At 37.5% G+C, this 15165-nt stretch carries 13 protein-coding genes; 12 read left to right on the plus strand and 1 reads right to left on the minus strand.

Annotation, left to right across the window (positions count from 1 at the left end; genetic code table 11):
- Window positions 1-37: 37 nt before the first annotated feature.
- Together AB3G38_RS04190 and AB3G38_RS04195 are read left to right on the plus strand one after the other, a co-directional pair.
- Entirely contained in the window at window positions 38-433 is a 396-nt protein-coding gene (locus tag AB3G38_RS04190) for a hypothetical protein (RefSeq protein ID WP_367867241.1), read from the plus strand.
- Between the two features lie 108 nt (window positions 434-541).
- The gene (locus AB3G38_RS04195; RefSeq protein WP_367867242.1) at window positions 542-1135 is read left to right on the plus strand and encodes a hypothetical protein; all 594 of its coding nucleotides are present in this window, start codon (window positions 542-544) and stop codon (window positions 1133-1135) included.
- A gap of 75 nt (window positions 1136-1210) precedes the next feature.
- On the opposite strand, the gene AB3G38_RS04200 is transcribed toward AB3G38_RS04195, so the two are convergent.
- Entirely contained in the window at window positions 1211-1798 is a 588-nt protein-coding gene (locus tag AB3G38_RS04200) for a DUF4142 domain-containing protein (protein ID WP_367867243.1), read from the minus strand.
- A 124-nt stretch (window positions 1799-1922) separates the two neighbouring features.
- Here AB3G38_RS04200 and AB3G38_RS04205 point away from each other — a divergent pair, with 124 nt between their 5' ends.
- From AB3G38_RS04205 to AB3G38_RS04250, 10 genes are all read left to right on the plus strand, one after another.
- Window positions 1923-3080, plus strand: coding sequence for a zinc-dependent alcohol dehydrogenase (locus tag AB3G38_RS04205; protein ID WP_367867244.1), 1158 nt, complete (start codon window positions 1923-1925; stop codon window positions 3078-3080).
- 254 nt (window positions 3081-3334) lie between these two features.
- Window positions 3335-4879, plus strand: coding sequence for a hypothetical protein (locus tag AB3G38_RS04210; RefSeq protein ID WP_367867245.1), 1545 nt, complete (start codon window positions 3335-3337; stop codon window positions 4877-4879).
- Between the two features lie 22 nt (window positions 4880-4901).
- Window positions 4902-5240: a hypothetical protein gene (locus AB3G38_RS04215; RefSeq protein ID WP_367867246.1), complete on the plus strand. Its 339-nt coding sequence runs from the start codon at window positions 4902-4904 to the stop codon at window positions 5238-5240.
- A gap of 17 nt (window positions 5241-5257) precedes the next feature.
- Window positions 5258-6901: a hypothetical protein gene (locus AB3G38_RS04220; protein WP_367867247.1), complete on the plus strand. Its 1644-nt coding sequence runs from the start codon at window positions 5258-5260 to the stop codon at window positions 6899-6901.
- Between the two features lie 6 nt (window positions 6902-6907).
- Window positions 6908-10816 carry a hypothetical protein gene (locus tag AB3G38_RS04225; RefSeq protein ID WP_367867248.1) on the plus strand — a complete coding sequence of 1303 codons (3909 nt, stop codon included), beginning with the start codon at window positions 6908-6910 and terminating at the stop codon, window positions 10814-10816.
- 5 nt (window positions 10817-10821) lie between these two features.
- Entirely contained in the window at window positions 10822-12153 is a 1332-nt protein-coding gene (locus AB3G38_RS04230; RefSeq protein ID WP_367867249.1) for a hypothetical protein, read from the plus strand.
- A 22-nt stretch (window positions 12154-12175) separates the two neighbouring features.
- Entirely contained in the window at window positions 12176-12742 is a 567-nt protein-coding gene (locus tag AB3G38_RS04235) for a TerD family protein (protein WP_367867250.1), read from the plus strand.
- Window positions 12743-12752: 10 nt separating this feature from the next.
- Complete coding sequence (locus AB3G38_RS04240) at window positions 12753-13406, plus strand: TerD family protein (RefSeq protein ID WP_367867251.1); 654 nt, start codon at window positions 12753-12755, stop codon at window positions 13404-13406.
- A 14-nt stretch (window positions 13407-13420) separates the two neighbouring features.
- The gene (locus AB3G38_RS04245; protein WP_367867252.1) at window positions 13421-14173 is read left to right on the plus strand and encodes an OmpA family protein; all 753 of its coding nucleotides are present in this window, start codon (window positions 13421-13423) and stop codon (window positions 14171-14173) included.
- Window positions 14174-14186: 13 nt separating this feature from the next.
- Window positions 14187-14972 (plus strand): DUF475 domain-containing protein, encoded by a 786-nt coding sequence (locus AB3G38_RS04250; protein ID WP_367867253.1) that lies wholly within the window; start codon window positions 14187-14189, stop codon window positions 14970-14972.
- Window positions 14973-15165 lie beyond the last annotated feature (193 nt).

The raw sequence follows: 15165 nt of genomic DNA on the forward strand, positions 1-15165 counted from the left end.
ATGTATTTAAGGAGATTTCAATAATTTTACCGTTGAAATGAAAAAAGCACTGTCCATATTACTTTTACTTTTATATACTACAACCAGTTTCGGTTTTAGTGTAAATGAGTTTTATTGTTGTGAACAACCAAGCACTGTAACTTTTAGCATTCAACAGGATGTCAATAAAAAATATAGCAAACACAGTAAAAAGGAGAGGTGCTGTGAAAATCAGTTTAATAATTTACAAGTAAAAGACACCCACATTCTTTCAGGTCAATCTGGCTGCCAGGTCAAACATTTGAGCAATCTGTTCCTGTCAGCTTGTGGCAATTATTACCGCACGCCAGTGTTTACCACAATTGAGCGTGAATCAATCAATAGCCCTGCCCATGCACCTCCAATACATGGTGAGGTGCCTATTTATATCTTTAACTGTACCTATAGAATTTGAGCATACCCATTCAATAAATAAGTATTTCTGCTTGTTTAAACGCTGATTATTTACAACCGTAAAATAATCAATTCACTCTATTTTTCAATTCATATCAAAAACTCAAATATGAAATCTTTAAAATTTTTAATAATCTTACCTGCCTTATTTTTATCAAATCTATTTGCACAGGCTACTATCCTGAATACAATAGCAGCCGATCCTGAAAGTGGAATTTATTTAACTGCTGCTGATTATAAAAATAATCAATTACACCTTGCAGGTAACCTGTCAACAAATAATAAACTTCGTTTAAATGATTTTTTAGGTAGCAGAACGCTTACAATCAGTCATAAAGGACAAAATCATGAATTCTCAAAAGATAGTATCTATGGTTATAGAGATAAAGCGGGAAATGATTACAGATTATATAAAAGCTACAGTACGCCATATAAAATACTGGAAAATGGCAAGATCGTTATTTACGAAATCAAACAGCCGGGTCATAAACAAAATGGTTTCAAACCCTTAGTTTGTTACTATTTCAGCGAAGGGGCAGATGGGGAAATTTATTTACTATCATTAGATAACCTTAAAAAAAGCTTCAAAGACCAGCCAGCTTTTGATAGCATAGATGCTAATTTCCAGACTGATTATGATTTAATAAAATATGATAACTATCATCATATGTTCAGAATCAACCGGGTTTTAGCAAAATTGTAACTTAATCCGGATTAAAAATGGGCAGTACTATTCAATAGCACTGCCCATTTTTATTATTTCATGCTGTTATGTTTATTATTTCATGCTGTCATGAATCTTCTTGATCATGTCCAGGTGGGTCTGAACAACAGGAGTAGTCTTAGAAGCAAAAGCTTTAATGTCGGCATCCTTACCGTTTTTTGCTTCGTCCTGCATCAATTTTAGCGTTTTTTCATGTCCGTCTACCATGGCTTCAGCATAAGCTTTGTCAAAGTCTTTACCAGTTTTTTTATCAAGTTCATTCATTTTTTTCTGATGATCTTCATCCACAGCAGCAGGTAAGGTGATGTTTTTCTGTTTAGCGATTAACATCAGTTCTTCATTGGCCTTACCATGATCACTCACCATCATCTTCGCAAACTCTTTAAGCTGTGTATTGGTTGCCTTAGTTAAGGCTAGTTTACCCAATCCGACTTCTGCCATTCCGCCAACAGCGGCTTTTGTAGCAAATTCAGCATCCGATGGCGCAACAGCTATGCCACCCGTGGCCATCACATTTGAGGTCGTATCTTTTGTCTTATTGAGGCTGTCAGCGGTTTCTTTGGAATCTTTAGTCCCACTATTACAACTTTGAAATGCTAATGCAGCTGTTGCTATTGCAAGCGAATAAATTATTTTTTTCATGATGTTAGATTTTTTGTTTTCTGTATAACACAAGGATTTGCTTATGGTTTAGCAAAATTCAAAATCTCTAAACAATCGTTGATATGACGTGTTGCCTTCCTATTCGAAAACTAAAATTATTCTTATGAAAGCAGCAGTATTTCACAAACCAGGTGATATCAGTTATACAACTGTAGCGGATCCCCGGATTGAACTTGCCACAGATATCATCCTGAAAGTCACTTCAACAGCTATCTGCGGATCTGATCTTCACATTTTAAGCGGTGCAGTTCCCCAAACTACCGATATGGTGATGGGGCATGAATTTATGGGTATTGTGGAGGAAGTGGGGGCCGAAGTAAAAAACCTGAAGAAAGGTGACCGCGTCATTGTTCCTTTTCCCATTGCCTGCGGACACTGTTTTTTCTGTAACCATGGTGCATCACCAAGCTGTGAGAATTCCAATTACAAACATTATGGGCCAAATGGAGATATGATGGATCAAAAAGGAGCTGCATTATTTGGTTATACAGATTTATACGGTGGGTATTCCGGAGGACAAGCTGAGTACGTTCGTGTTCCCTATGGTGATGTGAGTCCAAGAATTATTCCAGACAATATTACAGATGAACAAGCACTTTTTCTGACTGATATATTTCCAACCGGGTGGTCAGGGGTAGATTGGGCACAGCTCAAAGGTGGTGAAGTCGTTGCGATTTTCGGGTCTGGCCCGGTAGGATTAATGGCACAAAAAGCAGCTTGGTTACACGGTGCCAGCCGGGTTATTGCTATTGACCCTTTAGACTATCGTCTTGATAAAGCAAAAGCTGTGAATAACGTCGACACTCTGAACCCGCATCAGGTTGATGTGGTAGCAGCCATTCGTGAAATGACCCAGGGCAGAGGTGCAGATGTTTGTATTGATGCAGTAGGTTTTGAGCCAGAACGTACCTTTATGGATAAGGTAAAGGCGACTATAAACTTTGAAAAAGGTAGCATTAAAGTCCTTGAAATGTGCTTTGAAGCAGTTCGCAGGAGTGGAACAGTTTCTATTCTTGGTGTTTATGGAAGCCCTTATGACAATTTCCCGCTATTCCGGATTTTTGATAAAGGACTCACCATTAAACAAGGTCAGGCACCAGTCCTTAACCATATCGATAAACTGATAGAACTCGTGAAAGAGGAGAAGGTCGTTCTCGATGATATTATTACCCATACCTTACCACTCAGTGAAGTCGCTCACGGCTATAAAATCTTTGATGAAAAGCAAGAAGACTGTGTGAAAGTAGTTTTAAAACCATAAAATTTATAACTGTAATACTAAATTGGTACTGTTCCTGCCGTTCCAATTTAGTATTACCTATCATACCTGAATCCGGTTTCTTCATAAACTATAATTAACTATCTGTTTATAAGATAATTAGTAATTGTTGATTAATTGATCAGCTTACGGTTTCCCGTAAGAAAAACATTTTTGACCTCGATACTTTTGAAGAGTTGGCCAGGTAACATAAAGTGATTGATCTGATTAAATAACAGTTATTAAAATTATAAATTATGAAAATAGGTAAGACCTTGGGTTTTGTCAGGATTACAGGAGTATTCGGGCTATTAATTATAGCGGCTGCTTGCGGTACTAAAAAAAATAATGTACCAGTTGATCCATTTGAAGATGGAAAATTCAACCCATACGATCAGGAATTAGGTAAACGTATTGAAGCCTATAATCATATTGCTGCTCCAAATCATGCCAATTCAAAAAGTGGCAATCCAGCATTATACATAGATTTCTCTTCTGGTATCAATAAAGCATTTGCAGACCCTGGTATTAAAGAAATGATGACAAACTGTTTCAATACAGTTTTAGCTCAGAATTTTGATGTTTATAAGTTGGGCTCGAATAAAATAATTCCTTTAAATATTGCAAATACCACAGAATTAGGCCAGCGCGTAAGTGACCCCACCCAATATGCTGATATCTGGGCTCCAATCCAGTCTGCCGTTGAAAAAATCGTGGATGGAAACAATGATGCATTGCTGATTACTGACTTTGAAGAGTGGCAAAAGAATAGCGAAGTTACAAACACTGCTTTCCTGAAAATACCCTTCTCTAAATGGCTTGAAAAAGGAAACACAATACATTTCTTCATTGCAGACTATAAAGAAGGTGCTGTTGCCAAACATCTTTACTTCACCATTTTCAATTGCGGTAATCCAAATGAATCGAGCATGATTTCCAAACTGGAATCTAAACTGGGCTCTTTAACTACCAGATTTGACTTATCTAATCAATCATACCAACTGCGAACTGCTTATTCTGGTGAGAAAACTGGTGGTTTGTTTTATGATACCAGCGGTCAATCAGAGCACGCTAAAAATGTACTGGATCTAAAAGATAATTACATTAATGGACTCAACAATGGGAATCATTTTGAATTCTATCCTTTAGGTGTAGACTGGAAAACAATCGCTCAGCTTCATACCACTTACGCTGCTCAGCAGCAATTTAACGACTTCTTCAGAAAACTATACATTGACCTCAGCAACGATGACAGTTATACATTTGGAGATTTTGATGTGAAAGTTTCGTCCATCACAGCAGATTTTGAGCACTTTTCTAAAACCGCTGAAGTGAAGAAGCATAAACCAAAATTAGCTAAAGGGAGTGATGGTCAGGATAAGTTTGCCGATGATGAAAATGATGTTTTTGCATTAGCCTGTTACCAGCCTGACGGAAAGTTAAAAGAACAGTGGATTTATAAACCACAACCTGTAACTCCTGTTAGCGAGGTTTTTATATTAAATAAAACTTTGTTTACCAATACCAGAAACCAGGATCATAAAAATGTAGAATTTGGAGTTTCTTTCGACCCAAAGTTCAACCTGAAAAATATTCCGGATCCAAATGGGATAATTAAAGTTGATATCATTCTGAATACCGCTATTCCTAACCTGATCAATGCGAAACTATCAAAGTTCCAATGGGTCAACGCCAAACATGTACCTAATATAGCTTTATATGAGTCTGTGAAAAACACCTTGCAGGAGCTTAAACCAGCAAATAAAGTTATCTATTCCTACTACATTAAAACTCAACAATAATTAACAACAACCTAATCAACAAATGGAATCTACATCAGCGTACATCATCTCACTTACTACTGCTTTAATCTTTTTGCTTTTAGCAGCTATCATTGCAAATGCGATCAAATTTGAAGGCGGCAGCAACCCGAAAGACCCGCAACTCCGAAAAATGTGGTTCTGGATTCTGGCTATTTTAAATCCGGCATTGAGCTATCTGCTGGGTTACTTTGTATTCAAACCAGATGCAAATATGATGGTCATCAACAATTATTTAAATGCTTTAAGTATAGGGACAGCTATTGGATTTATAGTATACATCCTTTTAGGCTTTATTTTGAGTAAAGTATTTGCTAACGGCAAAATTGGTCACTGGTTTTAATTCTCGAAAACATTATAATGGATAAATTATTTGTAATCGCCATAGGCGGTACCGGAATGCGCTGTCTGGAATCTTTCACCCATTTATGTGGTATTGGAATGTTCGATAACCAGGAAATAGAAGTATTAACGTTAGATACAGATCAAAATAACGGGAACAAAGACCGGGTTGAAGAGCTCATTAACCTATATAACCGGATTAAAACATCAGATACAAATCCGGGAGGAACACCAAATGCAAATACCTTTTTTTCCGCCAAGCTTAATCTGCACAGGTTCTGGACAAATTATTCAGGTTCTGGCAGGGAGAATTATAAAAATATCTCCAAAATTTCAACAGGAACACCTGAACAGCAGAAAGCGAATAAACTGATCTCCGACTTATTTCTTGATACCAGTTCTGTACAAGAATTTGACCTTGCCCATGGCTATCGTGCGCAGACACACCTGGGTTCCATGTTGATGTACCATGGAATTGTGGAAGCCGCAAGAAACATTCTGAAAGGATCCACAGTACAATCTCAGGAGCGGGAACTGGATTCTTTTATGGCTAAGCTGGAAAAAGCAGGTGCTTTAGCCAGGGTCTTTATTTTCGGATCAGTATTTGGCGGAACCGGGGCATCATCTATCCCGGTGATCCCTAAAGCCCTGCAGGATTTTGTAAAGATCCGTTCCAATGGAAATTCAAGTATAGATTTCTCTAAAGCAAAGTTTGGTTCTACCTTACTCACCGAATACTTCACCTTTAACAAACCAGATGATAAACAAAAATCAAGTAAAGGAAATAGTGTTATTGCAGATTCATCTTTCTTTCCATTAAATAGTCAGGCTGCATTACAATTTTACCAAAGTGATCCTACCGTTCAAAAATGCTATAAATTATTATATCATATTGGCTGGCCAATAGAAAGTAAAAAGATAGACGGGAATAATGCACCGAATCAAACGACAACAGGAGGGAGTGAACAAAGGAATCCATGTCATATAACAGAATTGTTATGTGCCTGTGCAGCCTATGACTTCTTTACCCGTACCCAGGGTTTTGATAGTGCAAAGGCAGACTACTTATACAAAGCTGTAGAATTTAAAGATAATTCATTCAATTTTTCTTTTGATGATTTTGTCGGAAAGGAAAATAAAGCGGGTGAAATCTTTGTCAACAAATTAGGCGCATTCTTCTCTTTGGCCCATATATCCTTAAGTAAAAACGGTGCTGCTTTTAATGATTCAGGTATTAAAGGATTTATCAGACAATGTGAAAATCAGAAATTAAATCAGTACAGTTCCATTACTGATGCAGCATGTAAAGATATCAATGAATACTTTAAGCTTTTCGCCTATACTTTTAAAGATGCGAGGTTTATACCTGGCTGGCTTTATCAGATCAGAAATTCTGTTGCACCAGGCAGATTTTTATTCGATAGCAAGGCATTCCCGGACAATCAGGCAGAATTGAAAAGACTGGATGTCGGAGCGATGTTTCTGGACGAAAAACACCATTGGTCAAAAGGAGGGATCTTTGGAAACAGGTATGACACTTTTGTTGAAAAACTGATCAATACCCATCCAAAAGAAGAGCAGAAAGTAAATACTACAAAAGAAAAATTCCTCGCTCATATTTTTAATGCACTTACGATTTCACAAAACTTCGATATAAATTAAAGGAACATGTCAGACAAAAGAATTAAAGCACTGGCGATTAAAGTTCAGGCTAAAACTGAACCAAATGGCGTTGAATTTGCCTGGGAAAAAATCCCTCAATTAGAAGTTTTTACTAAAAACATTTTAATACCGGAAATAGCTGTTGATAAAGATGGAAATTCATCCGTTAACATCGGAACTATTGTTTCTGGCATACCTTCCGTATTTGCGAGAGCTAACTTGTTTAAAAGTGCACTCGATAATATACAGGACAAAGATGCAGAAGCCTCTGGATTAATGTTGTTTTACAAATCTTTGCTTAGTGAATGGAAAGGCTTTATCAGCTGTATTGCATTAAACTATAAAGATATTGAGGTGAATAGAATTCACCTGACCTATGCTGACGGACAGCAGCTGATGAACACTGTAAATATTTATGAACCTACAGGTGCATTCGGGAATATGTTATTTGAGCGTCAACCCTTATGGTGCGATCAATCTTTAGCAAACAACGCAGACAAAGTACCATTTATTGATGTGATCTCTTTTAAAGGAAACGTAGTTGGCGGTACTTCACCCGACAGTTTTTTATTTACTTCGGTTGCTTACCACCTTAAAGACAAGCTGCCCTTTGTCAACATACAAAACGGTAAGTTTATAGATCCTTTAAAATCAGAACTAAGCGCACACGAACTCTTTACAATTTATGGTTACGCTAAGCATATTCTTCATCACATTGAAAAATTCAGACTTAATTATGCAGATTTAGCAGAATTAATCAGGCCGGAATATGGCAATATGTCCATTTGCCTTCAGGCATGGATTGATGAAATGGTGGTTTATCAGCAAAAGAAAGGATATCCGAAATTAGCGAATCAGACACCACCAGAAGTAGGCGCTCTTTTTAATTATCCTTTCAGTATTCTGTTCAACTATTCTACAGAATTATTTGGATCAGAAGGTATCATCTATAACGAATCGGGAGAAGCAAGAATACTATTTGATCCTAAAGATCTGCTCTTGCCAGATACCACAGAGATTGCTCAAATAGACTTTGGTAAAGAAGGTTTAGAAACCAGGAACTATCTGAAATCTAAACCCATACTTCTATTGGCTGCTGAAACAAAAGGACAGCCAAATAACTATGCCTATTTTACCTTGCCACTAACCCCATTAGCCCTGAATGTCTTTGGAGCTACACTGGATGCACTGGTAGGTATAGCGGAGACTTCAAACGTAAAATCAAGGATCACTGCTGTTTATGACCCGAATGATAAGAATGGCGAACGGTTAACAGTCAATTTAAAACTGTATACAGAAACCGGTGACGAAATTATTAAAGAGGTCATCTATAAAATAACCTCTGAATCTATCAGAGGGAAGGATATTTTAATGTGGCCTAACTTTATTTCTAAACAATGGAACCGCTATTTCCTTTATTCAGAAATTCCGCATAACGATGCTCAGTTTCAGGCTACACCATTTGTTGGTAATGTAGATGATGACTTTTTCAGAATAGTACTGGATGAAAAAGGTATCCCCCTATATCTGGCCAGCAATGGCAGAGCAGCTGTAATTGCTGAAAAATATGGTGCTATTAAAGCACAGCTCCATGTAACATCAAATAATGCGGTAGCAGACAACAAATACAAATATGAAATTTATGAAAGCAATAAGCCATTTAAAGGTGTAAAATTTGCACATGCAGGCATTGATTGTGGTTTTGGGATTATCCGTTATGACGGATCTGGTAATACACAATCTTTACCTGTAAATATGCTTAACTCTCCCAAAACACTATCCCCTGCATTTTTAGGTATTGATTTTGGAAGTACAAATTCCTCTATTGCTTATTTTTCAGATCAGAGAAATGAAGTCTGTGAAAGTTTAAAATTGACTAACAAAAGAGTTTCATTACTAGCTACGGACGCCAAAAATAATGATAAACGCCATGCTTTGGAAGATGAGATTTTCTTTTTCCAAAACGATGAAATTCTGACCAACTCTATTAAGTCCGTGCTTACCATTCATGATTCCAGGAGAATTATAAATGACAATAATATGCTCAATGACTCTTTAATGGCGCAAGCAGTTAAAGGTGGGTTTCCTTGCTTTGAAAAAAATCTGCCCATAGAGAATGCAGAAGATAACCGGTATATTCTAAGCTATAACAGAGTAGGGAGAGCAGAGTTGATTTACAATATGAAATGGTCAACTCAGCCAATAGATAAGAGTTATAAAACTGCTTATTTAAGTTCTTTATTATTACACGTTTACGCGCAGTTATTTATTGAAGGCCATGAGCCTCATACTTTAAAGTGGTCATATCCATCATCAATGGGTAAAGAACTGTTGAGTGAATACAGAGGAATATGGGATTCATTAAAAGAGATCTCGCCGATTGTGGGTACTGTCAAACTAAAAACTTATCCTCCTTCAGATCTCTCAGATATTGGCGATACTACAGGTGATAGCATTTGGGGAAGTCCGGCAGCCGATTCAGGCTGGGGCAACAAAGGCATTGAAGCGCAAGTTGCAGCTTCAGGCTGGGGTACCACTGAAGCCAGCGGCAATGGCTGGGGGAATGAGACTAAGGTTCCGGCGGCTGGTGGCGGTTGGGGAAACGCATCTTCCATTAAAATCAGTGCAGTTCATATCGCTACTGAAACCAAACCTGTACGGTTTGATTTCAGAAAATTAAGCAATGAAGAATCACTTTCAGAAGCCTGTGCTGTCGCGAATTATTTAGTGCGGCCAAATGGAGGCTATTCCATTAACCCGGGAGAATTGGTTCTCTGCTTTGATATTGGCGGTAGTACAACTGATATCACAGCCTTATGCCAGATGGATGGTGGAAAGGCAATGATTAAGCAAAACTCTATTCGTTTTGCAGCAGAAAGGGTTGCACAAGCGACTAAATTCTCTCCAAACTTCAAAAATGTTTTATTAAGGATGTGTGAAAGGAAGAACATTTCCATTCAGGGATTAAATAACGGGATCAATAAATTTTCTGAAAATACGGCCCCTTATTATTTTGAACAGGTTGTTGATCGGCTGGAAGCATCAGATTTCGAAACTTTTTATCTTTTAATAGCCGCAGAATGTAAAGAGATGATGAGTATTAATCTTTATGTTACAGGTTTAATTATGTTTTATGCAGGTCAGCTGGCCTGTAAATTAAGGAATGAAATTGTTAAATCGGAAGATGCCCCAATAGCTGTTAAAGCTATTCCCCCTAAAATTAAGATTGCTTTTGCAGGAAAAGGATCAAGAATATTTGACTGGTTTACCGCAGTAAATCCAGCAGCAGCTGATGATTATTATACTCAAATGTTTATCAGAGGTATGGGCGGAGAAGCAATAGCCAGGCAAACTATTACCCCGATCAGTACCAATCCACTAAGAATAATTGATATTAATTCGCAGCGTGGAACTGATAATGCCGATGTCAAATACGAAGTCTCCAAAGGATTAGCTATTCCCACTAATATCACAAGTATTCTGGTGCCGACCAATAAACAAGCTATTGAGATACTTGGAGAAGATAATTTCTGTGTAGTTACACCAGCCGGTGAATTCAAATATCTGGAATCAACGAATTCAATCACTCCCGAAATGTTAGAACACATAGGGAATCACTTTATCTGTCTGCCCCAGGAAGGGAAATTACTTTGTCCGAGATTTATGGACTTTGCCGATTTATTTTATAGAGTTTCTTCTACCATGTTTGGCTTAAAAATGAATTCCGCCGATTTTATGGCAGGTTTCCAGGACATGAATATGGAAAACTATATCAAAGGGGAACCTGGCTTTATCAAAGCCCAGAAGCGAAAACATGAAGACCAGAAAGAATTTGACTATGTAGCTCCGATTATCATTTTAGAAGGAATGAAATTCTTTGAAAAGCACCTGCTTAAAGGTATCCAAAAACAATAGAATCGATGAAATTCTGTGTATTAGCAAAAGTATCCAAACGCTCAGTTTCTTTCTGGTATCAATCGGACGGGAATGCATATGCGCCATTAACTATAAAGGAATCAAATGAAATTCCTTTATACTTTTATGTAAGTGGCCATAATTTTATTTTTGGAACTGCTGCCAGAGAGCGGTTTAACAGACATGACCCTGATGCTTACGGAAATTACTTTGAAATTATAAAAGATCCAGGCAAACATTTTATTCTTTACGGGAACAAAAAACCTGTTAAACAGCTGTTTTATTATGGAATTGAACAATACTTGTCTTATTTTCTGAATACTGTTTTATATAAAGCTGACTCCATTGAATCTTATAGGCAGCATTTTCCGCTTCGCTTTTTATTTGACACAGATATAGAGGATAAAGAGAAATCACTGATAGAAAACTTATTTCAGGAAGCCGGTTACTTTAACTTAGACCGTATTCATTTCAATAAGATACTATTCGGGGTATTAGTTCAAAAAGAGATCGTTGGTAAAGAAAAAGCTATTCTATTGCTAAGTGCTATTGATGATGTGCTCTATTTGAAACTTTATAAAAATGCAAATGCTGAAGAAATTGGTTCATTTAAATTAGAGGGGCAGGGGGCAGACCCCAGAGTGAAGATTCTGGCAGATATGATTGTTGAATATATTAGCAGCCAGAATTCTTATTTATCAATTGATAAGGATACCGAGATCGCTTTTTTACTTCCTTTTTGTGTAAGCCTGCTTGAAAATCCGGGTGTCATTATCAAAGGTGATGCTGAACTATCTGACGGCAATAAGTATTGGTTCAAGGTCAATGAACGAAATCTTACAGACAGGCTTCCGTATTATGCTAACGATAGCATGATTTATACGGCGATAGATGACCTTTTGAAATCAGGTAGTTTAATGGTACACGACGTTATTATTTTATTGGGGACAGAAGAAATCAGCACTTCCTATTTTTCTGATAAACTACTCAAAAAATATCATTATGTAAAAGAGGTTAAAGCTGCTGATATCAAGGATACTATGAAATCTATTTTTGCAGAAGTTTCCAGTTCAAACTATACTGTTCAATTCAAAACCCCGCAGACACCGCCAGTCTCCATAAAACCAAGGATGCCAGCACCGGTTCCAATAGCAACACCAGCATCAAAGCTGCCTTCTCCATTTCCAAAACTGCCTCCTCCATTACCACCAAAAAAAGAGAAGAATATTTCACAACAGCAGGTCAGCATTCCAAAGTTACCTGAAATAAAACCTGTAATTCAGGTCAAAGTTAATCCGGTAAAATTACCACCACTTCCACCTAAAAAGGGCATATAATTCAAACTAAATAAATTATAAAATGGCTATACAATTAGAAAAGAAAAAACCGATATCAATTAGTAAAGAAAAACCAGGACTAACACACATTATAGCAGGTTTAGGTTGGGATCCTGCCCATGTTAATGGGCAAAGTGTAGATCTGGACTTGTCATTATTCATGTTGAATGGAAATGGTAAACTCCTGGCAGATGAATATTTCATCTTTTATAACAATGCGACAAGTCCGGACGGGTCTGCCCATTATCCCGGGGACAGCAGAGGTGGTGAAGGTGATGGAGACGATGAAGTTATCCAGATTGATTTAGCTAAAATAAACCCGGAAGTTGAGTTTTTATATTTTGCGGTTACTATTGATCAAAGTGAAACAAGAGGGCATAATTTCGGTCACGTACTAAACTCTTATATCAACATCAGAAATGCGGCTGATAATTCAATTTTATGTCAGTACCTGTTGAAGGATAATTTCACATCCGAAGATTCCCTGATCATTGCAACTATTTCCAGAAATGGCGGGAATTGGAATGTAGAAGCACTTGGGCAAGCCTTCTCCGGAGGTTTAAATACACTAATAGATTTATATCAATAAAATTCATACTATGAGCAGTTTTAATTTAAGTAAAGGGGATAGATTTTCCCTTTCCAAGGCAGCGCCTGGACTATCAATTGTGAAAATCGGAATGGGATGGAATCCTAATGATGAACCAGGAGGGCCAGAATTTGATCTTGACGTATCTGCATTTTCAATTGGCAATGATTTTAAAATCCCTTCAGATTCCTATTTCACGTTTTATGGTCAGCTGCGTATGGGGAATAAAATTGAAGACAAAATAGAGAAGGGCTTGTTCAGGCCGCTAACTGAAGATGGAGCTATTGTCGGGGCTATTGATGATCCCGATGGAACCAGAAGTAATGGCGATGATGATGAAGATATGTTCATTGATTTAACGAAAGTCAGCCACAAGATCGAACAAATTATTATTTGCTGTACGATTTGTAAATATCCTCATGACAATAAAAAAGACCGTAGAACTTTAGGGCTCAGCTTTGGACAAGTAAATGATTGCTATATCCGTATTGTTGATGAAAACAGCGGAAACGAAATTCTCCGCTATGAGCTGAAAGATCAGTATACCAATGAAGACGCACTTGAATTCGGCAGATTATTTCGTGTTGGTGATACCTGGGAATTCGAAGCTATGGGCAGAGCGCATAGCGGCAGCTTGCAAACATTAGTAGACATGTACACCTAACCCCAATAGAAATTATGGCATTTAATTTAAATAAAAATGAGGATTCTGCTCCACAGGATTCATCTGGTAAAGCTAAAGGCTCAGCTAAATTTGACCTTTCAAAAAAGGAGACAGCAGCAGTTCCCGAAACAACGCATCCTGCAAAATCGAAAACATGGATTATCGGGTTGATTGGTGTTTTAATAATAGGCGGGGGGATCTGGTATTATTCAGCTCATACAAAAACAGCGGACACTATTCAGCATACATCAACTGAAGCCATTCCATTAGATCCGGTTGCGGCAGTTGTAGCTGAAACTCAGCCTAAATTACAGCATGGTATAGTGGATACATCTGTTACGGCTTCAACTACCAGTCAAGCCAGGCCTGTCGTTGAAAATGTAGCTAATGCTCATAAGGCAGCCAGTTTAAATCGTAAAATTCCCGTTTCTTTTCGTCAGGGCTCTTCTGCTTTTACCAGGATAAACAAAAAAATAATTAAACGTATTATTGCTTATTTGTCTGAAAACCCTGCTGCATTAATACATATAAACGGATATGCAAGTAGTGAAGGTTCTTTAGCCATTAATCAGACTATCTCTCAGGCAAGAGCAGATGCATTCAAAAAATACCTGGTTTCAAATCATATTGCGGAAAGCAGGATCATTGCAACGGGGAAAGGAATTGAAAATCCAATCGCATCAAATGATAGTAATGCTGGCAGGAAAAAGAATAGAAGAGTTGAGATTGCACTTCCGGCTGATCAGGTTAAACACTCACCCGATTAAATAATAACATATAATGGATTTATTACATACTATTTTAGGCGACGATATTCAAGCCGGATTACTCATTATCCTGAATTTAATTGTTATAGAAAGCTTGCTATCAGTAGATAATGCAGCCGTATTGGCGACTATGGTAATGGATCTTCCAAAAAGCCAAAGAGATAAAGCATTGAAATACGGGATCATTGGTGCCTATGTATTTCGCAGTATTTGTTTACTGCTTGCGGCATGGCTGGTTACGATTTGGTGGTTAAAACCATTAGGCGGACTTTATCTGTTATACCTGGCATTTGATTACTTCAGAAAAAAGAATGCTAAGAAAGAAAGCGGGGAGGAAGAAATAGATAAAAGTAAAAGCTGGATCTATAAATCTACAGTCGGTTTAGTCGGAGCATTCTGGGCTACTGTAGCATTAGTGGAGGTAATGGATCTGGCATTTTCTATAGATAATGTTTTTGCAGCAGTTGCATTTACCGATCATATCTGGCTTATTTACATTGGTGTTTTTATTGGGATTCTTGCCATGCGTTTTGTAGCACAGGCATTTGTGAAGTTAATGGAGAAGTTTAGTTTTCTGGAGACGGTTGCGTTTATTGTGATTGGAGTACTGGGATTTAAACTTACGTCTTCTTTGTTTACTCATTTCTACCCGGCGTTACCTATCTCTCATCTGATAGAAGGTGAAAAGACAGATTTACTGATCTCGATTTTCACCGTAGCTATATTTATTATTCCTGTAATTACTTCAATCCTGTTTGATTATCCGAAGAAGAATATTATAGCAGCAACTCCTGATTAATTTTTCTGTTAATTCGGGGAAAACCCGTTCCCCGAATTCATAGTTCATTGGCTGATCAGCCTCCTTTCCATCTCATTGACAGGGCTATCCGGATTGTCAAAATCATAAGGCTTCAATAGCAATAAATAGCTATTGTGCAGTATCGCTTTCACCATAAATCTGATTTAATTTGACTAGCAACTAAACAAAAAAC

This window comes from Pedobacter sp. WC2423, assembly GCF_040822065.1.
Lineage (GTDB): Bacteria > Bacteroidota > Bacteroidia > Sphingobacteriales > Sphingobacteriaceae > Pedobacter.